The sequence below is a fragment of the Cereibacter azotoformans genome, assembly GCF_021391315.1.
Lineage (GTDB): Bacteria > Pseudomonadota > Alphaproteobacteria > Rhodobacterales > Rhodobacteraceae > Cereibacter_A > Cereibacter_A azotoformans.
On record NZ_CP090021.1, the window covers coordinates 2,886,027 to 2,909,338 of the forward strand.

General features: G+C 67.6%; 28 protein-coding genes. 21 read left to right on the top strand and 7 right to left on the bottom strand.

The window, feature by feature from the left end; translation table 11 throughout:
* Position 1: 1 nt before the first annotated feature.
* The gene (locus tag LV780_RS14420) at positions 2 to 517 is read right to left on the bottom strand and encodes a DUF2478 domain-containing protein (protein WP_108220886.1); all 516 of its coding nucleotides are present in this window, start codon (positions 515 to 517) and stop codon (positions 2 to 4) included.
* Positions 518 to 620: 103 nt separating this feature from the next.
* Here LV780_RS14420 and LV780_RS14425 point away from each other — a divergent pair, with 103 nt between their 5' ends.
* The 7 genes from LV780_RS14425 to LV780_RS14455 all read left to right on the top strand — a co-directional run bounded on the left by LV780_RS14425 (position 621) and on the right by LV780_RS14455 (position 6,889).
* Positions 621 to 1,190 (top strand): peroxidase-related enzyme, encoded by a 570-nt coding sequence (locus LV780_RS14425; protein WP_011909671.1) that lies wholly within the window; start codon positions 621 to 623, stop codon positions 1,188 to 1,190.
* Positions 1,191 to 1,260: 70 nt separating this feature from the next.
* Positions 1,261 to 2,316 carry a tyrosine-type recombinase/integrase gene (locus LV780_RS14430; protein ID WP_233863853.1) on the top strand — a complete coding sequence of 352 codons (1,056 nt, stop codon included), beginning with the start codon at positions 1,261 to 1,263 and terminating at the stop codon, positions 2,314 to 2,316.
* 87 nt (positions 2,317 to 2,403) lie between these two features.
* On the top strand, positions 2,404 to 3,684 hold the full coding sequence (locus tag LV780_RS14435) for an ABC transporter substrate-binding protein (protein WP_108220885.1): 1,281 nt from the start codon (positions 2,404 to 2,406) through the stop codon (positions 3,682 to 3,684).
* 2 nt (positions 3,685 to 3,686) lie between these two features.
* Complete coding sequence (locus tag LV780_RS14440) at positions 3,687 to 4,565, top strand: branched-chain amino acid ABC transporter permease (protein WP_108220884.1); 879 nt, start codon at positions 3,687 to 3,689, stop codon at positions 4,563 to 4,565.
* Positions 4,562 to 5,494: a branched-chain amino acid ABC transporter permease gene (locus LV780_RS14445; RefSeq protein ID WP_011909667.1), complete on the top strand. Its 933-nt coding sequence runs from the start codon at positions 4,562 to 4,564 to the stop codon at positions 5,492 to 5,494. The genes LV780_RS14440 and LV780_RS14445 overlap by 4 nt, the downstream gene beginning before the upstream one ends.
* Positions 5,491 to 6,192 (top strand): ABC transporter ATP-binding protein, encoded by a 702-nt coding sequence (locus LV780_RS14450; protein ID WP_108220883.1) that lies wholly within the window; start codon positions 5,491 to 5,493, stop codon positions 6,190 to 6,192. The genes LV780_RS14445 and LV780_RS14450 overlap by 4 nt, the downstream gene beginning before the upstream one ends.
* Position 6,193: 1 nt before the next feature.
* Positions 6,194 to 6,889, top strand: coding sequence for an ABC transporter ATP-binding protein (locus tag LV780_RS14455; RefSeq protein ID WP_108220882.1), 696 nt, complete (start codon positions 6,194 to 6,196; stop codon positions 6,887 to 6,889).
* 7 nt (positions 6,890 to 6,896) lie between these two features.
* Here the strand turns inward: LV780_RS14455 and cbbR are convergent, their stop codons facing one another.
* Positions 6,897 to 7,835, bottom strand: a complete 939-nt coding sequence (gene cbbR / locus LV780_RS14460; RefSeq protein WP_108220881.1) for a LysR family regulator CbbR — start codon at positions 7,833 to 7,835, stop codon at positions 6,897 to 6,899.
* Between the two features lie 91 nt (positions 7,836 to 7,926).
* Here cbbR and LV780_RS14465 point away from each other — a divergent pair, with 91 nt between their 5' ends.
* The 9 genes from LV780_RS14465 (at position 7,927) to LV780_RS14505 (ending at position 16,669) form a co-directional block, all read left to right on the top strand.
* The gene (locus LV780_RS14465) at positions 7,927 to 8,928 is read left to right on the top strand and encodes a class 1 fructose-bisphosphatase (RefSeq protein WP_108220880.1); all 1,002 of its coding nucleotides are present in this window, start codon (positions 7,927 to 7,929) and stop codon (positions 8,926 to 8,928) included.
* A 6-nt stretch (positions 8,929 to 8,934) separates the two neighbouring features.
* Positions 8,935 to 9,807 carry a phosphoribulokinase gene (locus LV780_RS14470; protein WP_011909662.1) on the top strand — a complete coding sequence of 291 codons (873 nt, stop codon included), beginning with the start codon at positions 8,935 to 8,937 and terminating at the stop codon, positions 9,805 to 9,807.
* A 150-nt stretch (positions 9,808 to 9,957) separates the two neighbouring features.
* Positions 9,958 to 11,037: a class II fructose-bisphosphate aldolase gene (fba, locus tag LV780_RS14475; RefSeq protein ID WP_117345040.1), complete on the top strand. Its 1,080-nt coding sequence runs from the start codon at positions 9,958 to 9,960 to the stop codon at positions 11,035 to 11,037.
* 14 nt (positions 11,038 to 11,051) lie between these two features.
* Positions 11,052 to 12,512, top strand: coding sequence for a form I ribulose bisphosphate carboxylase large subunit (locus LV780_RS14480; RefSeq protein ID WP_011909660.1), 1,461 nt, complete (start codon positions 11,052 to 11,054; stop codon positions 12,510 to 12,512).
* A gap of 11 nt (positions 12,513 to 12,523) precedes the next feature.
* Complete coding sequence (locus LV780_RS14485) at positions 12,524 to 12,913, top strand: ribulose bisphosphate carboxylase small subunit (protein WP_108220878.1); 390 nt, start codon at positions 12,524 to 12,526, stop codon at positions 12,911 to 12,913.
* 179 nt (positions 12,914 to 13,092) lie between these two features.
* Entirely contained in the window at positions 13,093 to 14,022 is a 930-nt protein-coding gene (gene cbbX / locus LV780_RS14490) for a CbbX protein (protein ID WP_108220877.1), read from the top strand.
* Positions 14,019 to 14,711: an HAD family hydrolase gene (locus tag LV780_RS14495; RefSeq protein ID WP_011909657.1), complete on the top strand. Its 693-nt coding sequence runs from the start codon at positions 14,019 to 14,021 to the stop codon at positions 14,709 to 14,711. Before cbbX ends, LV780_RS14495 begins: the two co-directional genes overlap by 4 nt.
* Positions 14,711 to 15,367, top strand: coding sequence for a phosphoglycolate phosphatase (gene gph, locus LV780_RS14500; protein WP_108220876.1), 657 nt, complete (start codon positions 14,711 to 14,713; stop codon positions 15,365 to 15,367). Before LV780_RS14495 ends, gph begins: the two co-directional genes overlap by 1 nt.
* Before the next feature lie 45 nt (positions 15,368 to 15,412).
* Entirely contained in the window at positions 15,413 to 16,669 is a 1,257-nt protein-coding gene (locus LV780_RS14505) for an AGE family epimerase/isomerase (RefSeq protein ID WP_108220875.1), read from the top strand.
* A gap of 276 nt (positions 16,670 to 16,945) precedes the next feature.
* Here LV780_RS14505 and LV780_RS14510 read toward each other — a convergent pair whose 3' ends face one another.
* Together LV780_RS14510 and LV780_RS14515 are read right to left on the bottom strand one after the other, a co-directional pair.
* The gene (locus tag LV780_RS14510) at positions 16,946 to 17,437 is read right to left on the bottom strand and encodes a hypothetical protein (RefSeq protein WP_108220874.1); all 492 of its coding nucleotides are present in this window, start codon (positions 17,435 to 17,437) and stop codon (positions 16,946 to 16,948) included.
* A gap of 92 nt (positions 17,438 to 17,529) precedes the next feature.
* The gene (locus LV780_RS14515) at positions 17,530 to 18,279 is read right to left on the bottom strand and encodes a Crp/Fnr family transcriptional regulator (RefSeq protein ID WP_011909653.1); all 750 of its coding nucleotides are present in this window, start codon (positions 18,277 to 18,279) and stop codon (positions 17,530 to 17,532) included.
* A 75-nt stretch (positions 18,280 to 18,354) separates the two neighbouring features.
* Here LV780_RS14515 and LV780_RS14520 point away from each other — a divergent pair, with 75 nt between their 5' ends.
* The gene (locus LV780_RS14520) at positions 18,355 to 18,714 is read left to right on the top strand and encodes a hypothetical protein (RefSeq protein WP_101339667.1); all 360 of its coding nucleotides are present in this window, start codon (positions 18,355 to 18,357) and stop codon (positions 18,712 to 18,714) included.
* Between the two features lie 15 nt (positions 18,715 to 18,729).
* Here LV780_RS14520 and phyR read toward each other — a convergent pair whose 3' ends face one another.
* Entirely contained in the window at positions 18,730 to 19,539 is an 810-nt protein-coding gene (gene phyR, locus LV780_RS14525; protein ID WP_011909651.1) for a response regulator PhyR, read from the bottom strand.
* Positions 19,540 to 19,641: 102 nt separating this feature from the next.
* Between phyR and LV780_RS14530 the strand changes: the two genes are divergently transcribed.
* The 4 genes from LV780_RS14530 (at position 19,642) to LV780_RS14545 (ending at position 22,506) form a co-directional block, all read left to right on the top strand.
* On the top strand, positions 19,642 to 19,848 hold the full coding sequence (locus LV780_RS14530) for a NepR family anti-sigma factor (protein WP_011909650.1): 207 nt from the start codon (positions 19,642 to 19,644) through the stop codon (positions 19,846 to 19,848).
* A complete protein-coding gene (locus LV780_RS14535) occupies positions 19,845 to 20,429 on the top strand; it encodes an RNA polymerase sigma factor (RefSeq protein WP_011909649.1) in 585 nt (194 codons plus the stop codon). The genes LV780_RS14530 and LV780_RS14535 overlap by 4 nt, the downstream gene beginning before the upstream one ends.
* Positions 20,426 to 22,204, top strand: coding sequence for a sensor histidine kinase (locus LV780_RS14540; protein WP_101339668.1), 1,779 nt, complete (start codon positions 20,426 to 20,428; stop codon positions 22,202 to 22,204). Before LV780_RS14535 ends, LV780_RS14540 begins: the two co-directional genes overlap by 4 nt.
* Before the next feature lie 104 nt (positions 22,205 to 22,308).
* A complete protein-coding gene (locus tag LV780_RS14545; RefSeq protein WP_011909647.1) occupies positions 22,309 to 22,506 on the top strand; it encodes a CsbD family protein in 198 nt (65 codons plus the stop codon).
* Between the two features lie 69 nt (positions 22,507 to 22,575).
* Here the strand turns inward: LV780_RS14545 and LV780_RS14550 are convergent, their stop codons facing one another.
* Both LV780_RS14550 and LV780_RS14555 read right to left on the bottom strand, forming a co-directional pair.
* On the bottom strand, positions 22,576 to 23,034 hold the full coding sequence (locus tag LV780_RS14550; protein ID WP_101339669.1) for a ferritin-like domain-containing protein: 459 nt from the start codon (positions 23,032 to 23,034) through the stop codon (positions 22,576 to 22,578).
* A gap of 44 nt (positions 23,035 to 23,078) precedes the next feature.
* The gene (locus LV780_RS14555) at positions 23,079 to 23,282 is read right to left on the bottom strand and encodes a PLD nuclease N-terminal domain-containing protein (RefSeq protein WP_011909645.1); all 204 of its coding nucleotides are present in this window, start codon (positions 23,280 to 23,282) and stop codon (positions 23,079 to 23,081) included.
* Positions 23,283 to 23,312 lie beyond the last annotated feature (30 nt).

A 23,312-nucleotide genomic window follows, 5' to 3' on the forward strand; every position in this document is an offset into this window, starting at 1 on the left:
CTCAGGCGCGCTCTGCGCAGGCGGTACGGCACCAGCCCGTCACCGCCTCCCGCTCGACGGGCAGCCAGTGCGAGAGGCCGCCGGCAAACGCCTGCCAGGCGGGCTCGGCGCTGGATCGGACGGCGACGAGCACGGGCACATCCCGCTCGCAGGCGCGCGCGATGACCGCCCGCATCCCCTCGCCCTCCATCTCGGCCTTGCCGAAGCGCGGGATCAGGAGGAGGTCCGGCCCCTCCTCCAGCGCCGCGAGGGCGGCCGCGGCGGCGACGGCCAGCCCCTGCGGGTCCAGCCGGCAGCTGCTCGAGCCGGGGCCGAGGCTCTGGGTGATCGGGTAGGAGGCGCCGGTGATCAGATCCTCGAGCCGCACCCCGTCGCATTGCCGAAAGCCCGCGATGCGCAGCCCCTCGGCCTGAAGGTCGGCCACCACCCACGCCAGAAGCCGGTCGATGGGCGCGTCGGGCCGGATCGGCAGCGCGGCAATCGGAAGCCGCTCGTCGGGAATATCGCTCTGTTTCATGGCCCCTCTCTGCCCCGACGCGGCGTCACCCGCCTTGATCCCGCGCAAGCGGGTCTCGTCTCAAGGTTCCAGCCGTGCCACCATCCGGCCGGGAGGACCACAGATGACAGCCGAACCGATCAGCCGCTACCCCGTTCCCGACATCGAGGGACTGCCCGAGGACATCCGCGACCGCATCCTTGCCGTTCAGGAGAAATCGGGGTTCGTCCCGAACGTGTTCCTCGTGCTCGCCCGGCGGCCCGACGAATTCCGGGCCTTCTTCGCCTATCACGACGCGCTGATGGACAAGCCGGGCAACCTCAGCAAGGCCGAGCGCGAGATGATCGTGGTGGCGACCTCGAACGCGAACGGCTGCCAGTATTGCGTGATCGCCCATGGCGCGATCCTGCGCATCCGGGCCAAGGATCCGCTGGTCGCCGATCAGGTGGCGGTCAACTACCGCAAGGCCCGGATCACGCCGCGACAGAGGGCGATGCTGGATTTCGCGATGAAGGTTTCGCAGGCGTCGCATCGGGTGGGGCCAGAGGATCACGAGGCGCTGGCCGCGCACGGCTTCGATGCCGAGGATGCCTGGGACATCGCCGCGATCGCGGCCTTCTTCGGCATGTCGAACCGGATCGCGAACGCGACCGACATGCGCGCGAACCCCGAGTTCTACGGGATGGGCCGCTGACCGACCCGGCGGGGCTTCCGCGGCGGCCGGCGTCCAGCTAGGGTGCAGCCAGGATGACACGGCCTGCGGCATGATGCGACCCGCTTCCCTTCCGGCGCCCACGGTGCCGAGCCTGTCGGCCGCCGACGAGGCCGCGCTGACGGATCTCTTCATCCGCGGCACGCCCGCCAACACGCTGCGCGCCTATGAGAGGGACCTGATCTACCTCGCCGCCTGGAAGCAGGAGGCGTTCGGCCAGCCGCTGGTCTGGCCCGAGAGCGAGGCGGTCGCCCTCCGCTTCGTGACCGATCATGCGCGCGATCTGGGCCTTGCGGCCGCCGACGATCCGGGGCGCCGGGTGGCCGAGGCGCTTGTGGCCGCGGGGCTTCGCCGGTCGCTCGACTGCCCCGCCCCGGCCACGCTCGACCGGCGCATCGCGAGCTGGCAGACCTTCCACCGGATGCGCAACCTCGTCTCGCCCTTCGAGGCGCCCCTCGTCCGGGAGGCCCGCGCCAAGGCCCGCCGTGCCGCGGCCCGGCCGCGCCGGCCCAAGAGCGCGCGACCCATCACCCGCCCGCTGCTGGATCAGCTTCTCGCCACCTGCGATTCCACGATGCGCGGATTGCGCGACCGGGCGATCCTGTCGCTCGGCTTTGCCAGCGGCGGACGCAGGCGGTCCGAGATCACCGCGCTGCGGATCGAGGACATCGGGACGGACGATTTCGCCGGGCAGGGCATCCTCTGGCTGCGGCTTTTCGAGACCAAGACGACGGCGAAGGGCACCGCGCCGCGGCTGGTGCTGAAGGGGCGGGCCGCGCGCGCGGTGATGGGCTGGATGCTCGCGCTCGGCGCCGAGGAGGGGCCGCTCTTCCGGCCGATCTCGAAGGCGGGCCGGCCGCTGGCACGGGGGCTCGCGCCGGATGCGATCCGGACGATCCTCGTCCACCGGCTCGCGCTGGCCGGCCTGCCGCCCGATCACGCCAGCCCGCACGGCCTGCGCTCGGGATTTCTCACGCAGGCCGCGCTGGACGGGGCACCGATCCAGGCGGCGATGCGGCTTTCGCTGCACCGTTCTGTTGCGCAGGCGCAGCGCTATTACGACGATGTGGAGATCACCGGCAATCCGGCCACCGATCTGCTCGGCTGACGCAACATTCTTGCTTGACAATCGGCGCCCGCGGTGTTTTGCGTTGCAGCAATTCAACCCCAAGGCTCAGCCACCGCGGAGACGCCCATGACTCGCGAGACGATCCTTCATCCCACCCGCCGCTCGCTGCTTGCCGGCGGTGCCGCCGCGCTGACGGCCGCAGCCCTGCCGCGCTACGCGCAGGCGCAAAGCTCCGAGCCGATCCGGCTGGGCTTCCAGCTTCACCGCACGGGGATCGGCGCGGCCTACGGGCGCTGGTACGAGCGGACGGCGCTGGCCGCGCTCAAGGTCGTGAACGAGGCGGGCGGGATCGCCGGGCGCCCGGTCGAGATCCTGTTCGAGGATGACGCGACGGACCCCCGCCGCGGCGCCGAGGTGGTGGAAAAGCTTGCCACGCAGGCCAGGGTGGACCTGATCTTCGGGCCGCTCTTCAGCCATGTCGTGATCGGCTCGGCCCCGCGCGCGGGCGAGCTGAAGATCCCCTATCTCGTCTGCTCCGAGGGCTACCATGTCGCCTCGGGCAAGCTGAACCGCTGGACGCTGCAGCCCGGAATTACCGACGTGCGGGCGCAGGTGACGGCGATGGCGCCCTTCGTGACGGAAAACCTCGGCAAGAAGGTGACGATGATCTTCCCCGACTACGCCTTCGGCCACGACCACCGCGACTTCTTCACCGAGGCCGTGGCGGCGCAGGGCGGCGAGGTGATCGCCCAGATTGCCATCCCGCCGACCGAGACCAGCTTCACCCGCTACTTCCCGCGCATCCCGCGCGACACCGAGGTGCTCTACCACGTCATGGTCGGGCCGGCCGTGCTGACCTTCGTCAAGGAACTGGGCGAGTTCTACGGATCGGGCGCGAAGCCCGAGATCTTCGGCTTCATCGACTCGCTCGAGGCGGTGGACATCGCGAGCCCCGGCCTCGAGTTCCTCGAGGGCTCGCACTTCTGGGAGGGCCAGTGCCGGATGCTGCAGCCCGACGCCTCCGAGGCCGAGACCTTCTACCGCGACGCGGTGGGCGTGGATGCCAATGGCGCGGCGATCGAGGATCCGAATAATGTCTCGTGCTACGGGCACATGTTCTCGGTCTGGGAAACGCTCTTCGCCATCAAGGAGGGCATGGAGGCCTGCGGCTGGCGCGGCCCGCAGGACCGGCAGGCCTTCGTCGAGGCGGTCGAGGCCTTCACCGACATGCCCGCCGGGCGCGAGCGTCCGCAGGGCGCAAAGGTCTTCAACGCGAAGCTGCATCAGGCCTTCGGGCACCAGTTCATCACGAAGCTCGAGGGCGGCAAGCTCGTGAAGGTGCACGAGACCTCGATCGAGGACAGCCTCTACGAGAGCGACGTGGACTACACTGCCATGTCCTTCTGAGGATGGAGTTCGGACCCTTCCTGCTTCTCGCGGTGATGGAGGGGCTGGTCGGCGCGGCGGTGCTCGCGCTGACGGCCTCGGGGCTGAGCCTCGTCTTCGGCGTGATGCGGGTGGTGAACGTGGCCCATGGCGAGTTCTTCATGCTGGGCGCGGTCGCCGCCTGGTTCGTGAGCCAATGGGTGCCGGGACCGCCGGGCCTGGCCTTTGCCGTGGCACTGGTGGCCTGCCCGCTTCTGGTGGCCGGGCTTGCGGCGCTGGCCGACGGGCTGGTGCTGAAGCGCCTCGCCTACGAGCCCGAGGCCACGATCATCGCGACCATCGGGCTGCTCTACATCCTGCAACAGGCGGCGCTCAGCCTCTATGGCCCCGAGGCGCGGCCCGTTCCGCCGCCCTTCGAGGCGCGGCTGCAACTGCCGTGGTTCGGCTGGTCGGGCTACAAGCTTTTCGTGATCGGGGCGGCGGGCGCGGTTCTGGCGGGCCTGTGGCTTCTCCTGTCGCGGAGCCGGATCGGCCTCGTGATGCGGGCGACGCAGGTGGACCGCGAGACCGCGACGGCCTTCGGCATCGACGTGGATCGTGTCTATGCGGCCACCTTCGCGCTCGGCGCGGGCCTTGCGGCCATCGCCGCCGTGCTGATCGTGCCGATCCAGCAGGCCCATTACCTGATGGGAGGCGACCCGCTGCTGCTGTCCTTCATCGTCGTGGTGATCGGGGGCCTCGGCTCGCTGCGGGGCACGCTGGTCGCGGCGCTGCTGATCGGCCTGTCCGACGGGGTGATCTCGACCTTCTTCGAGCCGACGCTGGCCAAGATCCTCGCCACGCTTCTCGTGGCGCTGGTGCTGGTCTTCCGCCCGCAGGGCCTGTTCGGTGCCCGCGCATGAGGATGATCGCCCTTCATCTGGCCGTTCTGGCGGTGCTGGCCGCGCTCCAGTTCGTGCTGCCGGCCTACCATCACACCAACGCGGCCCGGATTATGGTCCTCGCGACCTACGCGATCGGGTTCAACATCGCCTTCGGCTACTCCGGCCTCCTGTCGCTGGGCCACGCGCTCTTCTTTGCGGGGGGCATGTATGCGACGGGGCTTCTGGTGGATCAGGGCGGCTGGCAGCCGTGGCTGGCGCTGGTGGCCGGGCCCCTTGCGGGAGGGGCGCTGGCCGCAGCCGTGGGGCTGCTCGCGCTGAGGACGGCGGGGCCGGCCTTCATGATCGTGACGCTCATGTTCGCGCAGGCGTTCCACCTGGCCATTCTCTACTGGGGGCGCTTCACCGGCGGGGATGAGGGCTTCACGCTGTCGGGCGCGGCCCGGCGGATCGGGGCCTTCGACCTCGCCGACCCTGCGACGCGCTACACCGCGGCCTTCCTGCTGTTCGGGGCCGCGATGCTCGGCTGCCTCGCGCTGGCCCGTTCGCGCACCGGCCGGGTGCTGGTCGCGGTGCGCGAGAACGAGGAGCGCACCCGGATGCTGGGCTATGACACCTTCCGCGCGAAGCTCTTCGCCCTCGCACTCTCGGGACTCATCTCGGGGGCGGCGGGGGCCACCTATGGGCTGATGTTCGGCTATGTCGGCGGCTCGTTCGCCTCGATCCAGTATTCGATCCTGCCGCTGATCTGGGTGCTTCTCGGCGGAGCGGGCACCGTTCTGGGTCCACTCCTGGGCACGGCGCTGATGTTCTACCTCATCGACTGGGCCTCGTCCGTCACCACCGCCTCGCAGTTCGTGGTGGGCGCGGTGCTGATCCTGCTTGTCCTCTTTGCGCCGCGCGGCCTGCTGGGCCTCGTGCGCGACCATGCAATGCGGAGATTGCCATGAGCCTCCTCGAGGCCCGTGGTCTCGTGCGCCATTTCGGTGGCCTTCGCGCGATCGACGGGGTGGATTTCGACCTCGCGCCCGGTGAGATCCACGCGCTGATCGGGCCGAACGGGGCGGGCAAGTCCACGCTGGTGGGGCTTCTGTCCGGCCGGATCCCGGCGCAGGAGGGCACGATCCGCTTCGACGGGCGCGACATCACGCGCCTGCCCGCCCACGCGCGGGTGCGCTGCGGCATCGCCTATGCCTTCCAGATCACCTCGGTCTTTCCGCGCCTCACGACCTTCGACAATGTGGCGCTGGCCGTGCAGCGCGCGGGCGCCCGCAATCTGGCCGCCGCGACGGGGGCCGCGCTGGCGCGAGTGGGGCTCGAGGCCGAGGCGGACCGGATGGCGGGTGCCCTCTCTTACGGGCATCAGCGCCTCCTGGAGATCGCGATGGGCCTCGCGCTCGAGCCGCGCCTGCTGATCCTCGACGAGCCGACGCAAGGTCTGGCTGCGGGCGAGATCGAGGGGTTCAAGACCCTGGTGCGGGGGCTGGTGCCCAGGGTCACGGTGCTTCTGATCGAGCACAACATGGAGGTGGTGATGGACCTTGCCGAGCGCATCACGGTGCTGAACAACGGCCGGGTTCTGGCGCAGGGCACGCCCGCCGGGATCCGGGCCGACCGCGCGGTGCAGGCCGCCTATCTCGGAGGCTGAGATGCTGACCCTCGAAGGTGTCGATGCGGGCTACGGCCGGGTGCAGGTGCTGCGCGGCCTGTCGTTCGCGGCACAGGCGGGCGAAGTGACCTGCGTGATGGGCCGGAATGGCGCGGGCAAGACCACCATGCTGCGCGCGATCATGGGGCAGATCCCGCTGACCGCGGGCCGTATCGCCCTCGACGGGCAGCGGCTCGACGGGCTGCCGGCGCATCGCATCCCGCGGCTCGGCATCGGCTATGTGCCGCAGGGCCGCCGGCTCTTCGGCCCGCTGACGGTGGCCGAGAACCTCGAGATCGGCCTGATGACCCGCGGCCACGGCGCCCGCACGCGCGAACGGGTGCTCGACCTCTTCCCGCGCCTGCGCGAGCGTCTGGGGCAGACCGCCTCGACCCTCTCGGGCGGCGAGCAGCAGATGCTGGCCATCGGGCGTGCGCTCTGCCTCGAGCCCAAGGTGATGCTGCTCGACGAGCCGACCGAGGGGCTTCAGCCGTCGATGATCGCGCTGATCCGTGACACGGTGCGGACGCTGCGCGGCATGGGCGTGGCGGTGGTGCTGGTCGAACAGCGGATCGAGGCGGTCCTGGAACTCGCTGACCGGGTGGCGTTCGTCGAGACCGGGCAGGTGGCAGAGACCCTGCCCGCCGCCGATCTCACGCCCGCCGCGCCTCAGTTCGCCCGCTACGTCGGGGTCTGAAGAGCCGTCAGGGCTGCACCGGCGCCCCCGGCAGGTAGGCGCCCTTCAGTCGTGCGATCTCTTCCTGCAACCTCTGCGCCGCCGGGCTGAGCTGACGATCGACGGGATGGACAAGGAACCAGTGACGCTCGATCGGCAGGCCCGGCGCCGCGAGCTGCACGAGCTGGCCGAAACGCAGCTCGTCCATCACCACATGCAGCGACATGAAGGCGATCCCGAGGCCCGCGATGACCGACTGCTTGATGGTCTCGTTCGAGTCCATGTCGATCAGGTCCACCACCTGACCATCGCCCAGACGGTCGAGATAGCGCGACATCAGAAGCCTCGTCCCCGACCCCTCCTCGCGGGCAAGGAAGGTCTGAGCCAGCAGATCCTGGACCGGCACCTCGGCCAGACCCGCGAGCGGATGGTCGGGCGGGGCCACAATGCCATGCGGGTGGATGCCCAGCGCCACGGATGCCACCTCGGGCTGGCGAGGCGGGCGACCCATGATGGCCAGATCCACCACATGCCGCGCCAGATCGTCGATCAGCTGCTCGCGATTGCCCACCCGGAGCGCGATTCGGATCTCGGGACAGGCGAGGCTCAGCATCTTGACCAGCCGCGGCGCGAAGTAGCGCCCGGTCGAGACCACGCCCAGCGTCACCTGACCCGCGCGCCCCTCGCTGACCGCCATCACTTGGTATGAGCACTGCGACAGAACGACCTCGATCCGCTGCGCCGCCTCGAGCACGGTGATTCCCGCGAGAGTCGGGGTGAAAGCTCCGGCCTCGGGCGGGCGGTGCAGCAGCGGCACGCCGAAGGCCTCCTCCAAGTTCTTGATCTGGCTGTGGATTGCCGGAGGCGTCAGCCCAAGCCGCAAGGCGCCACCCGTCAGTGAGGCACAGTCCGTCACCGCAGACAGGGCCCGAAGCTGCTTCAATGTGATGGCGTCGAGGCGGACCATTTCGCTTTTCTGAAAGATTACTTCAGTCTTATTAAATTCCATAAAATCCGGCTTGAGGCAAGCTTCGGATCGACCCGTGGAGGAGACGCAAGTGAAGCCCTTTGCCACCCATCCCGACGCCATACCGGCCGACCTGCAGGACGTGATGGATCGCCTCGGTTCGGTCGCGATCGAGGTTGCGACCCGGATCGCCCGGGGCGGGATTGACGAGGATCTGGCCGGCCTCTGCGGAACCAACACCGACGGCGACGGGCAGAAGGCGCTCGACGTGATCGCCGACGACGCGTTCCGGGCGGCGCTCGACGGTTCCGCCGTCAGGTTCTACGCCTCGGAAGAGCAGGAGGAGGCCGTCACGCTGAACGAGGCCGGCACGCTCGCCCTGGCGATCGATCCGCTGGACGGCTCGTCCAACATCGACACCAACCTGTCGGTCGGCACGATCTTCGCCATCTGGCCCGCGGCCGCCACCGCCGAGACAAGCTTCCTGCGGCCCGGGTCCGATCTGATCGCCGGCGGCTACATCATCTACGGCCCGCAGGTCTGCCTGATGGTCAGCTTTGGCCAGGGAACGCAGAAATATGTCCTCGATCCCGGCAGCCGCAGCTTCGTGCTGGTGGACCGCGCCGTGAAGGTGCCGCCCACCTCGACGGAATTCGCGATCAACGCCTCGAACTACCGCCACTGGTCGAAGCCGATCCGCGCCTACATCGACGATTGCGTGGCCGGCACCGAAGGTCCGCGCGGGCGCAACTTCAACATGCGCTGGCTGGCCTCGCTGGTGGCCGAGACCCACCGCATCCTCGCGCGGGGCGGCGTGTTCCTCTATCCGCGCGACGGCCGCAAGGGCTATGAACAGGGGCGGCTGCGCTACCTCTACGAATGCGCGCCCATCGCCTTCGTCATCACCCAGGCGGGCGGCGGCGCCACGGACGGCGAGAACCCGATCCTCGGCCAGACGCCCGCGCGCCTTCACGCGCGCACGCCCTTCATCTTCGGGTCGGCCGAGAAGGTGGCCCGCATCACGGCCTACCATGACCTGCCGGAGCAGGAGACGTCGGCCCTCTTCGGCAATCGCGGCCTGTTCCGGAGCTGAACCACCATGAGCAAGAAACATCCCATCATCTCGGTCACGGGCTCGTCCGGCGCGGGCACCTCGACCGTGAAGCACACGTTCGACCAGATCTTCCGGCGCGAAGGGGTCAAGGCGGTCTCGATCGAGGGCGATGCCTTCCACCGCTTCAACCGTGCCGACATGAAGGCCGAACTCGAGCGCCGCTACGCGGCGGGCGACGCCACCTTCTCGCACTTCTCCTATGAAGCCAACGAGCTGCAGGAGCTGGAACGGGTCTTACGCGAATATGGCGACACGGGGCGCGGCCGCACCCGCACCTATGTGCATGACGATGCCGAAGCGGCCCGGACGGGCGTGGCGCCGGGCAATTTCACCGAATGGCGCGACCTTGATCCCGACAGCCACCTCCTGTTCTACGAGGGGTTGCACGGGGCGGTGGTCAACAGCGAGGTCAACATCGCCGGGCTCGCCGATCTGAAGATCGGGGTGGTGCCGGTCATCAACCTTGAATGGATCCAGAAGATCCACCGCGACCGCGCCACCCGCGGCTATACGACAGAGGCGGTGACGGATGTGATCCTGCGCCGGATGCACGCCTATGTGCATTGCATCGTGCCGCAGTTCTCGCAGACCGACATCAACTTCCAGCGCGTGCCGGTGGTGGACACTTCGAACCCGTTCATCGCGCGCTGGATCCCCACGGCCGACGAGAGCGTGGTGGTGATCCGCTTCCGCAATCCGCGCGGCATCGACTTCCCCTACCTGACCTCGATGATCCACGGCTCGTGGATGAGCCGGGCGAACTCGATCGTGGTGCCCGGCAACAAGCTGGATCTGGCGATGCAACTGATCCTCACGCCGCTGATCGAGCGCCTCGTGCGCGAAAGCAAGGTGGCCTGACCCTGCCCCGCGGCCCCCGATCCCGAACCGCCGCGGCCTGACCTGACCGAGACCGACCTTCCCCGGCCCGCACCCTCGGGCCGGACGCGATCCGACCTGACCCGACCCGACTTCATACGCCTGAACTGACCTGACGCCCGGGAGGAAACCATGGCCCTGATCACGCTCAGACAATTGCTCGACCATGCCGCCGAACGCGGCTACGGCGTGCCCGCCTTCAACATCAACAACATGGAGCAGGGTCTGGCGATCCTGAAGGCGGCCGCGGCCTGCGACGCGCCCGTAATCCTGCAGGCCAGCCGCGGGGCGCGCAGCTATGCCGGCGACATCATGCTGCGCCACATGGTCGAGGCGCTGGCCGAGATGTATCCGCAGATCCCGATCTGCCTGCATCAGGATCACGGCAACAACGAGGCCACCTGCCTCTCGGCGATCCGCCACGGCTTCACCTCGGTGATGATGGACGGCTCGCTTCAGGCCGACATGAAGACGGTGGCCTCCTACGACTACAACGTGGACATCACCCGCCGCGTCACCGACTGCGCCCACTGGGTCGGCGCCTCGGTCGAGGGCGAGCTGGGCGTGCTCGGCAGCCTTGAAAAGGGCGAGGCCGAGGCCGAGGACGGCTCGGGCGCCGAGGGCAAGCTCGACCACAGCCAGATGCTGACCGACCCGGATCAGGCGGTCGATTTCGTGCAGACGACGAAGGTCGATGCGCTGGCGATCGCGATGGGCACCAGCCACGGCGCCTACAAGTTCAGCCGCAAGCCGGATGGCGAGATTCTCGCCATGAGCGTGATCGAGGAGATCCACAAGCGCCTGCCCGGCACGCATCTGGTGATGCACGGCTCCTCCTCGGTGCCGCAGGAGCTGCAGGACCTGATCAACCGCTACGGCGGCGAGATGCCCCAGACCTACGGCGTCCCGGTGGAGGAGATCGAGCGCGGCATCCGTCACGGCGTGCGCAAGGTCAACATCGACACCGACTGCCGGATGGCGCTGACCGGCCAGTTCCGGAAAGTGGCGATGGAGAACCCGAAGGAGTTCGACCCGCGCAAGTTCCTCATCCCGGCGATGAAGGAGATGGAGACCCTCGTCCGCGACCGTCTCGAGCGGTTCGGCACGGCGGGCAATGCCTCGAAGATCACCGTCATCCCGATGGATGATATGGCGAAGCGCTACGCGAGCGGCGCGCTCGATCCGGCGGTGCAGACCGCCAAGGCCGCGTGAAGGGAGGGAGTGAAATGGACACCAAGAACACCGAGATCAAGGGCAAGGAACGCTACAAGGCGGGCGTCCTGAAATATGCCCAGATGGGCTATTGGGACGGGGACTATCAGCCCAAGGACACCGACGTGCTGGCGCTGTTCCGCATCACGCCGCAGGAGGGGGTGGACCCGATCGAGGCCGCGGCCGCGGTGGCGGGCGAAAGCTCGACCGCGACCTGGACCGTGGTCTGGACCGACCGGCTGACCGCCTGCGACAGCTACCGCGCCAAGGCCTACAAGGTCGAACCCGTGCCCGGCACGCCGGGGCAGTATTTCTGCTACGTCGCCTACGACCTGATCCTGTTCGAGGAAGGCTCGATCGCCAACCTGACGGCCTCGATCATCGGCAACGTCTTCAGCTTCAAGCCGCTCAAGGCCGCGCGGCTCGAGGACATGCGCTTCCCCGTCGCCTATGTGAAGACCTACAAGGGCCCGCCGACCGGCATCATCGTGGAACGTGAGCGGCTGGACAAGTTCGGCAAGCCCTTGCTCGGCGCCACGACGAAGCCGAAGCTCGGCCTGTCGGGCAAGAACTACGGCCGCGTGGTCTATGAGGGGCTGAAGGGTGGCCTCGACTTCATGAAGGACGACGAGAACATCAACTCGCAGCCCTTCATGCATTGGCGCGACCGCTTCCTCTATGTGATGGAGGCGGTAAACCTCGCCTCGGCCCAGACCGGCGAGGTGAAGGGCCACTACCTCAACATCACCGCCGGCACGATGGAGGAAATGTACCGCCGGGCCGAGTTCGCCAAGTCGCTGGGCTCGGTCATCGTGATGGTGGACCTGATCATCGGCTATACCGCGATCCAGTCGATCTCGGAGTGGTGCCGGCAGAACGACATGATCCTGCACATGCACCGCGCGGGCCACGGCACCTACACCCGGCAGAAGAACCACGGGATCAGCTTCCGCGTGATCGCCAAGTGGCTGCGGCTGGCGGGCGTGGACCACCTGCATTGCGGCACCGCCGTGGGCAAGCTGGAGGGCGATCCGCCGACCGTTCAGGGCTACTACAACGTCTGCCGCGAGCCGTTCAACACGGTGGACCTGCAGCGCGGCCTCTTCTTCGAGCAGGACTGGGCGGATCTGAAGAAGGTCATGCCGGTCGCTTCGGGCGGCATCCACGCGGGGCAGATGCACCAGCTGCTGAGCCTCTTTGGCGATGATGTGGTGCTGCAGTTCGGCGGCGGCACCATCGGGCACCCGATGGGTATCCAGGCGGGCGCGACGGCGAACCGCGTGGCGCTGGAAGCGATGGTCCTGGCCCGCAACGAGGGCCGCAACATCGACGTGGAAGGCCCCGAGATCCTGCGCGCCGCCGCCAAATGGTGCAAGCCGCTGGAGGCCGCCCTCGATACCTGGGGCAACATCACCTTCAACTACACCTCCACCGACACGTCGGACTTCGTGCCGACCCCCTCGGTCTCGATGTAAGGAGAAACCCGATGCGCATTACCCAGGGCTGCTTTTCGTTCCTGCCGGACCTGACGGACGAGCAGATCTCGGCGCAGGTGGAATATTGCCTGTCGCGCGGCTGGGCCGTGAGTCTGGAATACACCGACGCGCCCCATCCCCGGAACACCTACTGGGAGATGTGGGGGATGCCGATGTTCGACCTGCGCGACCCCAAGGGCGTGATGATGGAGCTGGAGGAATGCCGCAAGGCTGTCCCGGACCACTACATCCGCATCAACGCCTTCGACTCCACCCGCGGCTTCGAGACCGTGACGATGAGCTTCATCGTCAACCGCCCGAAGGTCGAGCCGACCATCCGCATGGACCGCACCGAGGTGGACGGCCGGTCCATCCGCTATACGCACGGCATCGTCCGCTGAGCCGCTCCTCCCACGGACCGGCGGACGGGCAAGGCCGGGGGGCTTCGCGCCCCCCGGTCCCCCCGCGGGATATTTGAGCCAGAATGAAGGAGAGAGGCGGCCGCCTGCGACGAATGGCTTGCCTTGACCCGCGCCCGCGTGGGCTACTCTCAGATGCAACGACCACACCGGAGTTCGAGATGAACGACGCGGCAGCCGCCCCCAGCTCGATCGACCTGCATGCCGAATATGAGGGTTCGGGCGCGAAGGAGGTGCTCGAGGAACTCGACCGCGAACTGATCGGGCTGAAGCCCGTCAAGGACCGGATCCGCGAGACGGCGGCGCTGCTTCTGGTCGAACGGGCGCGGCAGAAGCTGGGGCTCGCGCATGAGACGCCGACGCTGCACATGAGCTTTACCGGCAATCCGGGCACCGGCAAGACCACGGTCGCGCTGAAGATGGCGGGGTTGCTGCACCGGCTGGGCTATGTCCGCAAGGGCCACCTCGTCAGCGTCACCCGCGACGATCTGGTGGGGCAGTATATCGGTCATACCGCGCCCAAGACCAAGGAGGTGCTGAAGCGCGCCATGGGGGGCGTGCTCTTCATCGACGAAGCCTATTACCTCTACCGCCCCGACAACGAGCGCGACTATGGACAGGAGGCCATCGAGATCCTGCTGCAGGTGATGGAGAACAACCGCGACGACCTCGTGGTGATCCTGGCCGGCTACGCGGACCGGATGGAGAATTTCTTCCAGTCCAACCCGGGCTTCCGCTCGCGCATCGCGCACCACATCGAGTTTCCCGACTATACCGACGACGAGCTGTTCGAGATCGCAGGACACATGCTGGACGACCAGAGCTATCACATGACGCACGGCGCCGAGGCGGCGCTGCGGGACTATATCGGACTGCGGCGCGCGCAGCCGCATTTCGCCAACGCGCGCTCGATCCGCAACGCCCTCGACCGCGCGCGGCTCAGGCAGGCCAACCGCCTCTTCACCCATGCCTCCGGGCCGCTTAATGCGCGGGCACTCTCGACCATCGAGGAAGCGGACATCCGGGCAAGCCGTGTCTTCAGGGGCGGACTCGACAGCGAGCGCCGGGCGGCGGAGGCACTGGCGAAATGATCGAGGCGATCATCTTCGATGTGGATGGAACGCTCGCCGAGACGGAGGAGCTGCACCGCCGGGCGTTCAACGAAACCTTCGCCGCGATCGGGGTGGACTGGTTCTGGGACCGCGACGACTACCGCGAGCTGCTGACCACCACCGGCGGCAAGGAGCGGATCGCGCGCTTCCTGCGCCAGCAGAAGGGGGATCCCGCTCCGCTGCCGATCGCCGACATCCACAAGGCCAAGACCGAGCGGTTCGTGGCGCTGATGGCCGAGGGCGAGATCGCGCTGCGCCCCGGAATTGCCGATCTCATTGCCGAGGCGAAGGGGGCGGGTGTCCGGCTTGCGGTGGCGACGACGACCAGCCTGCCCAACGTCGAGGCGCTGTGCCGGGCCTGCTTTGGCACGGCGGCCTCAGAGGTGTTCGACGTCATCGCCGCGGGCGACATGGTGGCCGAGAAGAAGCCGGCCCCTGACGTCTATCATCTCGCGCTGCGCGAACTGGGGCTGACGCCGGAGCGAGCCGTGGCCATCGAGGATTCGCTGAACGGGCTGCGCGCCGCCAAGGGTGCCGGGCTGCGCTGCATCGTCTCGCCGGGGTTCTACACGCGGCACGAGGAATTTGCCGGAGCGGATCGGCTTGTCGGCTGCCTTTCCGAGCTTGGCGGGCTGGCCGGGCTCGACCTTCTGACGCCGGTGGTCTGATGCCGGGTGTGGTTTTCGATCTGGACGGGACACTCGTCCATTCCGCGCCCGACATTCATGCGGCCGTCAACCGGGCTCTGGCCGAAGAGGGCGCCGAGCCCTTTTCGCTGGCCGAGATCACGCGCTTTATCGGCAACGGCGTGCCCGTCCTGATCAAGCGGGTGCTGGCCGCGCGCGGCGAGACGCCCGACGGACATCGCCATGCCGAGATGCAGGATCGCTTCATGAAACACTACGAAGCGGATCCGACGGCGCTGACCAGTGTCTATCCGGGCGCCGAGGCCGCGCTGAGGCACCTTCATTCCGAGGGTTGGCGCATCGCGCTCTGCACCAACAAGCCCTATGCGGCGTCGCGCCAGATCCTCTCGAACTTCGGCATCCTCGACCTTTTCGACGCCATCGTGGGGGGGGACTGCCTGCCCCAGCGCAAGCCGGATCCCGCACCCCTGCGGGCCGCGGCGGCGGCCCTGACGGAAGAGGTCGTGCTCTATGTCGGCGACAGCGAAGTGGATGCGGCGACCGCGGAGGCCGCCGGGCTGCGCTTTGCCTTGTTCACCGAGGGCTATCGCCACGCGCCGGTGCATGACCTTCCGCATCACGGCCTGTTCAGCCACCATGACGAGCTGCCGGACCTCTTGAGGCATCTTCTGGCCTGACGGGGCGCGGAAGGCTATCCTGTCCCGCACAGAGGGGGGGCAGGCATGGGCGCGATCGGCAACGGCGGACCGGACTGGGTGGAGCGACCGGCGCATCGGCTGTGGCTGCTGGATCAGGCGCGGCAGCTCTTCGATCTCTTCCTGCCCTCCTTCGATCCTGCGGGCGGCTTCCGGCCGCTCGACCGGCAATGGCAGCCGCTGGAGGGCCCCGCGGGCGTGCTGCGCCAGATCCATGACACGACCCGCATGGTCCATGGCTACGCTCTTGCGCAGGAGCTGGGGCTGCCGGGGGCCGGGCGAATGATCGATCACGGGATGGAGGCGCTCTGGACCCGCCACCGCGATGCCCGCCACGGCGGCTATGTCTGGAGCTTTGGGCCGGAGGGGCCGGTCAATGCCACGAAACAGGCCTATGGCCATGCCTTCGTGCTGCTGGCGGCTTCATCGGCCCGGATGGCGGGGCACCCGGACGCCGACCGGCTGCTGTCGGACGTGGCCGAAGTGATCCGCACCCGGTTCTGGGACGCAACCGCCGGCGCCTCGCGCGAGGAGTTCACCGAGGACTGGCACCCGCTCGGCCCCTACCGGGGGCAGAACTCGAACATGCATCTCACCGAGGCGCTGATGGCCGCCTTCGAGGCGACCGGAGAGTCCGAGTGGCTGCGGATGGCCGAGAGCATCGCGCTCCTTCTCATCGATCGCCACGCGCGCGCCGAAGGCTGGCGGGTGCCCGAACACTTCGACGACCGCTGGCAGGTGAACCGCGATTACGCCGGCGATCCGATGTTCCGCCCGGCCGGGACCACGCCGGGCCATGCCCTGGAGTGGTCCCGGCTGCTCGTGCAGCTCTGGCACCTCGGGGGGCGGCGCCACGGCTGGTTGCAGGAGGCGGCGGAGGCGCTCTTCCTGCACACGACCCGTATTGGGTGGGACCATCGCCACGGCGGCTTCTACTACACGCTGCGCTGGAGCGACCGGCCTGACCGCGAGGACCGCTACTGGTGGCCCTGCGCGGAAGGGATCGCCGCGGCCCATGCGCTGCGCCGGTCGGGCGGGGACGAGAGGTTCGAGGGCTGGTATCGCAGGATCTGGAACTTTGTCGCGGCGCATTTCGTCGATCGCACGCACGGCGGCTGGTTCGCCGAGCTTGATCCTGCGCTCAATCCGGTGGAACGGGTGTTTCGCGGCAAGCCCGACCTCTATCACGCGGTTCAGGCCTGCCTGATCCCGCTGGTTCCGCCGTCGGCGGGCGTCTTGCAGGGCTTGCGGACGCTTTCTCTCGCCGGTCCGGCGCGCGGCTGAAGGTCAGAAAGATTTTTTCTGAAGATGTGGAACTTCCACCTCTGCCGCAGGTTGAACCGACAATCCCGTGGCTGGCGCTTTTCCCCGACGCCTTGCCCTGAATTGCCACGGGCCGAGCGCCGCCATCAGGGTTTTCCCTCCCCTGCTGGCGGCGCGACTCGTTTTTACCCCTCCGATTTGCTGGTGCCGCCACGATGTCGCTGGCGGGTGCCTGCCCCTCAGCGGAAAGGGGCGGCACCGACGTGCCGCCCCTGACCGTCAAGACGGGAAGCCGGATCAGTTCTCGATGCGATCCACCACGGCGGCTGCGAAGGTGGCGACCATCGCCGAATAGACCTCGCCGCTGGTCGGCGCGATGACGGCGATATCGGTGTCCGGCGGCAGCAGCGGCGCGGCCTGCGCCATCGTGACCGTCAGGTCGAACGTCTTGAAGTTGGTATTGTTGCTCAGGTCGATCACGTTCACCGTGCCCGCCATGGTGCTCTCGGCGCCGACTGCGGCCTCGACGAAATTGGCCAGCGCCACCTCGTTCATGTCGATCTTGATGTCCATGCCCTCGTCGGCAAGACGACCGACAAGCAGGGCCGCGATCGCCGTCTCGAGATCGGTATCCAGCGAGCTCCAGTGGGCCGCGGCCTCGGCATTGCTCAGGTCGCTCAGCGAGGTCTCGACATCGATCGACTTGATCGTGGGTTCGTCGGCCGAAGCCAGCGCAGGCAGAGTCAGGGCCGCACCCAGAAGGGCGGCCGCGAAGGTCTTCCCATACATAGAATGAATCTCCGAACTTGGTTTGGGCGTGGGCGGAACGGTTGCCCATCCTGTGGACAAGCAACGCGAAACCGCCCTCCGGGTTCCGGTCGTCAGATCAGGGGTCGGCGCCGCGGGCGATCAGGGTCCGTCAGTGCCAGCGCGGCAAGCCGCTCGCGGTCGATCGACAGGGTTCCGGCGCTCCAGTGCGCGAGGCCGATCTCGCGCAGGCGCCGGATGGTCTTGTTGGTATGGACGAGCGACAGGCCCAGCGCGTCGGCCAGGTCCTGCTGCCGCCAGGGCATCGGCACCTTCCCCTCCTCGGACAGGCCCACCGACGAAAGGCGCTCGTGAATCCGCAGCAGGGCCCAGGCAAGCCGCTCGATGGCATCCCGCTGCCCGAGCGAGGCGATGGTCTCGCCGAGGAAGTGCTCTTCGACCGCCGCGATCCAGGTCAGGTCATAGGCACGTTCCGGCTCTTCGCGGAACAGCGTCCAGAGATCCGCGCGATTGAAGACGCAGAGCACCATCGGCGTCGTGCTCTCGACCGAATGGCGCATCTCGCCCGCCAGTCCCGCCTGCAGGCCCACGAAGTCTCCGGGAAAGAGGAAGTTGATCACCTGCCGCCGCCCATTCTCGAGCATGGTGGAGCGGATGCCGAGCCCCCTCAGCACGGTAAAGAGGTGGGCGCTGCCCTGCCCCTCCTCGAGCAGCATGACATTCGGACCCACGACAAGCTCACCCACCTTGAACGCTTCCATGAAGGACAGTTCGCGATCGGAAAAGGGCAGGAACAGCGGCTTGCGCCGCAGGGGGCAGTTCCGACAGGGAGTCGCCCCAGGGGCTATAGCGGTCGTCGACATGTCATAGTTTAATGCAGGAGCGGTGAAATGGGCGCATAGCGTGCCTTGTCTGTAGCTTCATGAATGTCTGGACCGATGCGCGCCCGTTATTTCGTTGCCCTGAAACATGTTGTCATCGCTCAGGATCTTGCCCAGACCATACTTGACCATGACCCCGAGGCAGAGGTGGTTGTGGGGCGTCGTCCCGAAGACCTTGCGCCCGATCACCGGATCTGTGTGGCCTTCGTGGGTCTGGCGCCGGACAAGGCACAGGCCCATCCGGTGATCCGGGCGCTTCTCGAACAGGGCACCCGTCTGGTGCTGCTTGGCGAAGAGGCGGAAGCTGCGGGCGAGAGCCAGGACTGGTGGGTGCTCTCGCGTCCGTTCACCTCGGATGCCGTCCTCGCCCTGCTGGCCCGCGCCGCGGAGGAGCGGCGGGGCCAGGTTGCGGGGTGACGGCGCCGGCACGGGTCAGGCGTTCAGCGTCTCGGTGGACGAGAAGAACATCGCCTGGCTGACCGCCGAGCGCACCTGATCCTCCGAATAGGGCTTGGTGATCAGGAACGCGGGCTCGGGCCGCTTGCCCGTCAGCAGACGTTCGGGGAAGGCGGTCACGAAGATCACGGGAATGTCCTCGAACTGCTTGAGGATGTCATTCACCGCGTCGATGCCCGAGGAATTGTCCGCAAGCTGGATATCGGCAAGGATGAGATCCGGCCGCTCCTTGGCCGCAAGCGCCACCGCCTCGGTGCGCGTGCGGGCGATGCCGGTCACGCCATGGCCCATCTCGCGGACGATGGCCACGATGTCCATCGCGATGATCGCCTCATCCTCGATCACCATGATGCGGCCCGCGACCGAGTTCGCCATCTCGCGCTGCGCGATCTCGATCAGTTCGGCCGCCTCGGACGGGTCGATCTGCATGATCGCGCCAATTTCGTCGTGGTGAAAGCTCTCGATGGCGTGCAGCAGAAGCGCCTCGCGCGTGTTGGGCGTGAGGCGGGCCATATGGTCCTGCGCCCGCCGGGACAGGCGCGTGTCCGGCTCGCCCAGCGGCGCGCCCGCGCTGGCCCAGACCAGGTGGAACGCATGGAACAGCGCCACCTTGGGGCTTTCGGTCGCCTCGAAGATATGCGTATCCTCCAAGATGGCCTCGAGAGTCGCGGCGGCATATCGGTCGCCGGTCTCTTGGCTGCCGGTCAGCGCCCGCGCGTAGCGACGCAGATACGGCAGATTGCTCCCGATCACACTTGCGAGGTCGGGCGTCGTGTCGGAGGTCATATACAAGGTCCCCTGTCTGCAACATTCTTGGGAACCGAACGCCGATCCTGGCGTTCGGTTCCCGGGCATCTATCAACTTTTGTAAAGGGCGCGGCAGTTTCCATGACGCAATCTACGGAACCCAAGGCATCGCCTGCCGAGGCGGCAGTCAAGGGACGGGGCAAGACGAAGGAAGGCAACCGGAAGGAGCTGCAACGACAGATCGACGAAAACCTCAGGCGCGTGTACGAGGAGGCACTGGTGCAGGAAATCCCGGACCGTTTTGCGCAATTGCTCGACCAGCTGCGACAGAAGGGGCCAGGCGTATGACCAGCACGCAGACTTCGCCGCCAGAGCGTCGTGACCCGCGGGAAGAATTGCCCGAACACCTCCCGGCGCTGCGCGCCTTTGCCATCAGTCTTACCCGCAACGTGGCCGTCGCCGACGACCTCGTGCAGGACACGATCGTGAAGGCCTGGACGAACTTCGACAAGTTCACCGAAGGAACGAACCTGCGGGCATGGCTCTTCACCATTCTCCGCAACACCTTCTATTCGGACAAGCGCAAGCACCGCCGCGAGGTACCCGACCCCGAAGGCATTCATGCGGCAACGCTGTATGTAAAGCCCGCTCATGACGGCCATCTGGCCTTCTCGGACTTCAGCGCGGCCTTCGACCAGCTGTCGCCCGAACACCGCGAGGTGCTGATCCTCGTGGGGGCGTCCGGCTTTGCCTATGAGGATGCGGCGGCCATGATGGGCGTGGCGGTCGGCACCGTGAAGAGCCGCGCCAACCGCGCACGGGCCCGTCTGGCCGAGCTTCTGGGCCTCGAGAAGGGCGAAGAGATCTTCTCCGGCGTGGACGGGCAGACGATGGCCGTCATGTCCCGGTCGGGGATGACGGCTGCATGACATCCCTCGCCGGGTTGCAGCGCCGTTACGCGGACAGGATCGGGTCGCGCATGGCCTTCCTGCTCGCTCTGGCGCTGCTTCCGCTGGGTGCGATTTCCGTGGCGCAGTCCCATGCGGTGCTGCGCGAGGCCGAGGCCCGATCCGAGGCCGCGCTCACGGGCGAGACCATGCGCGCGGCCGAGCATGAGGTCCGCCTGATCCAGAAGGCACAGGGGGCCGCCGCCGCCCTGGCCGAAGTGGTGCGGCCGCTGCTGGCCACAGGCGAGGCCTGCGACAATGCCCTGCAGGAGGTGCGCGAAGCATCGCAGATCTACGAAGTCGTCGGGTTCGTCGGCAATGACATGAGGATGACCTGTTCCTCGATCGGTCAGGAACAGGACATGTCCGATTCCGAGACCGCGGCGTTCGCCCTGCGTGCCGGCGAGCCGTTGCTGCAGGTCAATCCGACGGGACGGATCTCTGGCAAGTCCGTGGTGATCGCCAGCAATCCGGTCATGGACACGAGCGGGCGGCAATTGGGCGTGCTGGCGATCTCGCTGCCCCACGGCGCGCTCATAGGTCAGCCGAGCCTATCCTCGGGCCAGGTTCCTCCGGTTCTCATCACCTTCAACGGCGCCGGAGACATCCTCACCTCGTCGGCGGGATTCGAGTTGGGCCGTCAACTCCTGCCCCGCGACCGGTCGCTTGCGGCACTCGCAGGAGAGTCGCGCAGCATCGCCTTTACCGCCCTCACCGAGAGCGGCGGTGAACGGGTCTATTCGATCGTCCCCATCATCCCCGAGCGGCTCTATGCCCTCGGCTCCTGGCCCGCGGGGGGCGAGGCGGGGCTCTGGATCCGCACCCTGCCCGCCTTCGCCCTGCCCTCGCTCATGTGGCTGGCCTGCCTTCTGGTGACGTGGCTCGCGGCCGAGAGGATGATCGTCCGGCCCATCCGGCACCTGCGCAAGGCGATCCTCGACTTTGCCAAGGGCAGCCGGGTCGTCGATCCGCAGGATTACGCCGACGCGCCGCAAGAGATCCGGCAGCTTGCCGAGGCCTTCGCCCGCATGACGGACACGATCCTGCATGACGAGGCGGAACTCGAGGACATGGTCCACCAGAAGGAGGTCCTGCTGCGGGAGGTCCACCATCGGGTGAAGAACAACCTCCAGCTCATTGCCTCGATCATGAACATGCAGATGCGGCAGGCCCGCACGCCCGAAGCGAAGGGGCTGATGAAAGGGTTGCAGGATCGGGTGATGAGCCTCGCCACCATCCACCGCGGGCTCTACCAGACCACCGGCCTCACCGACATCCGGGCCGACGAGCTTCTGTCCGACATCGTGCGGCAGGTCGTGAACCTCGCCACCGGGCCGGGGCGGCGGATCGCCGTCCACACCGACTTCGGCGATGTGCGCCTGACGCCGGATCAGGCGGTACCGCTGGCGCTCCTGCTGACCGAAGCCCTCACCAACGTCATGAAATATGCGGGCGCTCCGGCGGGCGAGACGCCGCGGCTCGATGTCTCGCTGCGGCGCGAGGATGCCGCAATGGCGGTGCTCGACGTCACGAACAGCGTCGGGATCGGCCCCCCTTCGCCGGAGACCGCCGCGATGGGCACCGGCCTTGGCGCGCAGCTTCTGGCCGGCTTTGCCCAGCAGATCGGCGGCGAGGTCCGCATCGACCGGACCGAGACACGGCACAGCCTCAAGGTGCGGTTCGAGATCCGTCCGCTGGCCGATGCCGAAGCCCGCAACGAGACGGACGCCGAGAGCAGCGCGGCCGCCGCGTCCTGACCCCACGGCACCGTATGGTCGATGCGATGCGCGGTGGAACCCGTGCCCAGCGCACCGCGTTCTTACGGCAGCCCGATAAGGCAACAGTACAAGGAGCAAGTGAGATGAATTGGGATCAGATCAGCGGTCGCTGGAAGGAATTCAAGGGTCAGGCTCGCACCAAGTGGGGTGAGCTGACGGATGACGAGATCGATCAGGTCGAAGGCGACCGCGAGCGGATGGTCGGCCTCATCCAGCGCAAGTACGGCGACAACAAGGCCGATGCCGAGCGCAAGGTCGATGACTGGATGCGCGGCCTCTGAGCCTCTGGCACGACGAAGACAAGGCCCGCCTCGGCGGGCCTTTTGCTTGTTCAGCGGACTGGACCGGGTTCAGCGCCCCGTCGCCGCCGCCTGGGTCTCGAACAGCAGGAGGCACAGCTCGCGCCGCATCGACCGCAGGCGGGCGGTCACGTCGATGGGCTGCCCCGCGCCAAGCGCATCGTCGAAAGCATCGACCACATGCTGCTCGCCATCCTGGATCTGGTCGAGGATGCTGCCGTCGATCCCGTTGATCAGGGACCGCATCGACACGACGGCCCGGTTCACCGTGGACATGAGGCTGCCGTCGATCTCGGGCTCGCGGCCGAAGCGGGCGATCATTTCCGCAAGCTCCTGCGCCTGCGCGCGGTGAAGGTCGCGGAAACGCTCGGCCGTGGCGCGGAACTCGGGCTCTGCCCGCCCCACCATTGTCTCGAAGCCGGCAAGCACATCGACGCACCGCAGGTGCAATGTCTCGAGCGCCTTCAGCGCCGCAGGTTCCGGCGCGGCAAAGGGTCTGATCCCGGCCATCAACTCGTCCTCCATCTGGGTGGCCCGAGGCGATCCGGGTCCGATCAGATCCCCCGCGACCCCGAGCGCGGACCGAGGATCAGCCAGAGAATGAAGCCGACCACGGGAAGCAGGATGACGATCAGCGCCCAGAGCACCTTCCGCCCCGTCGAAGCGGAGGAGCCGAGAATGGATACCAAGGCCCACAGATCGAGCGCAAGGATGATCAGGCCCCCGAACCCCCGAAGTTGGAACATATTCATCTCCATCTGCAACGTCCTCCTGTGCGGGATGCCTCT

Bases quoted from the DNA above. Each gene is read 5' to 3' on its own strand.
- LV780_RS14530 (WP_011909650.1), top strand. From the start codon at position 19,642: ATGACGCAATCTACGGAACCCAAGGCATCGCCTGCCGAGGCGGCAGTC.
- LV780_RS14540 (WP_101339668.1), top strand. From the start codon at position 20,426: ATGACATCCCTCGCCGGGTTGCAGCGCCGTTACGCGGACAGGATCGGG.
- phyR (WP_011909651.1), bottom strand. From the start codon at position 19,539: ATGACCTCCGACACGACGCCCGACCTCGCAAGTGTGATCGGGAGCAAT.
- LV780_RS14420 (WP_108220886.1), bottom strand. From the start codon at position 517: ATGAAACAGAGCGATATTCCCGACGAGCGGCTTCCGATTGCCGCGCTG.
- LV780_RS14510 (WP_108220874.1), bottom strand. From the start codon at position 17,437: ATGTATGGGAAGACCTTCGCGGCCGCCCTTCTGGGTGCGGCCCTGACT.
- LV780_RS14535 (WP_011909649.1), top strand. From the start codon at position 19,845: ATGACCAGCACGCAGACTTCGCCGCCAGAGCGTCGTGACCCGCGGGAA.
- LV780_RS14435 (WP_108220885.1), top strand. From the start codon at position 2,404: ATGACTCGCGAGACGATCCTTCATCCCACCCGCCGCTCGCTGCTTGCC.
- LV780_RS14555 (WP_011909645.1), bottom strand. From the start codon at position 23,282: ATGGAGATGAATATGTTCCAACTTCGGGGGTTCGGGGGCCTGATCATC.
- LV780_RS14450 (WP_108220883.1), top strand. From the start codon at position 5,491: ATGAGCCTCCTCGAGGCCCGTGGTCTCGTGCGCCATTTCGGTGGCCTT.
- fba (WP_117345040.1), top strand. From the start codon at position 9,958: ATGGCCCTGATCACGCTCAGACAATTGCTCGACCATGCCGCCGAACGC.
- gph (WP_108220876.1), top strand. From the start codon at position 14,711: ATGCCGGGTGTGGTTTTCGATCTGGACGGGACACTCGTCCATTCCGCG.
- cbbX (WP_108220877.1), top strand. From the start codon at position 13,093: ATGAACGACGCGGCAGCCGCCCCCAGCTCGATCGACCTGCATGCCGAA.
- LV780_RS14515 (WP_011909653.1), bottom strand. From the start codon at position 18,279: ATGTCGACGACCGCTATAGCCCCTGGGGCGACTCCCTGTCGGAACTGC.
- LV780_RS14480 (WP_011909660.1), top strand. From the start codon at position 11,052: ATGGACACCAAGAACACCGAGATCAAGGGCAAGGAACGCTACAAGGCG.
- LV780_RS14430 (WP_233863853.1), top strand. From the start codon at position 1,261: ATGATGCGACCCGCTTCCCTTCCGGCGCCCACGGTGCCGAGCCTGTCG.
- LV780_RS14545 (WP_011909647.1), top strand. From the start codon at position 22,309: ATGAATTGGGATCAGATCAGCGGTCGCTGGAAGGAATTCAAGGGTCAG.
- cbbR (WP_108220881.1), bottom strand. From the start codon at position 7,835: ATGGTCCGCCTCGACGCCATCACATTGAAGCAGCTTCGGGCCCTGTCT.
- LV780_RS14440 (WP_108220884.1), top strand. From the start codon at position 3,687: ATGGAGTTCGGACCCTTCCTGCTTCTCGCGGTGATGGAGGGGCTGGTC.
- LV780_RS14455 (WP_108220882.1), top strand. From the start codon at position 6,194: ATGCTGACCCTCGAAGGTGTCGATGCGGGCTACGGCCGGGTGCAGGTG.
- LV780_RS14520 (WP_101339667.1), top strand. From the start codon at position 18,355: ATGCGCGCCCGTTATTTCGTTGCCCTGAAACATGTTGTCATCGCTCAG.
- LV780_RS14485 (WP_108220878.1), top strand. From the start codon at position 12,524: ATGCGCATTACCCAGGGCTGCTTTTCGTTCCTGCCGGACCTGACGGAC.
- LV780_RS14495 (WP_011909657.1), top strand. From the start codon at position 14,019: ATGATCGAGGCGATCATCTTCGATGTGGATGGAACGCTCGCCGAGACG.
- LV780_RS14505 (WP_108220875.1), top strand. From the start codon at position 15,413: ATGGGCGCGATCGGCAACGGCGGACCGGACTGGGTGGAGCGACCGGCG.
- LV780_RS14550 (WP_101339669.1), bottom strand. From the start codon at position 23,034: ATGGCCGGGATCAGACCCTTTGCCGCGCCGGAACCTGCGGCGCTGAAG.
- LV780_RS14470 (WP_011909662.1), top strand. From the start codon at position 8,935: ATGAGCAAGAAACATCCCATCATCTCGGTCACGGGCTCGTCCGGCGCG.
- LV780_RS14445 (WP_011909667.1), top strand. From the start codon at position 4,562: ATGAGGATGATCGCCCTTCATCTGGCCGTTCTGGCGGTGCTGGCCGCG.
- LV780_RS14425 (WP_011909671.1), top strand. From the start codon at position 621: ATGACAGCCGAACCGATCAGCCGCTACCCCGTTCCCGACATCGAGGGA.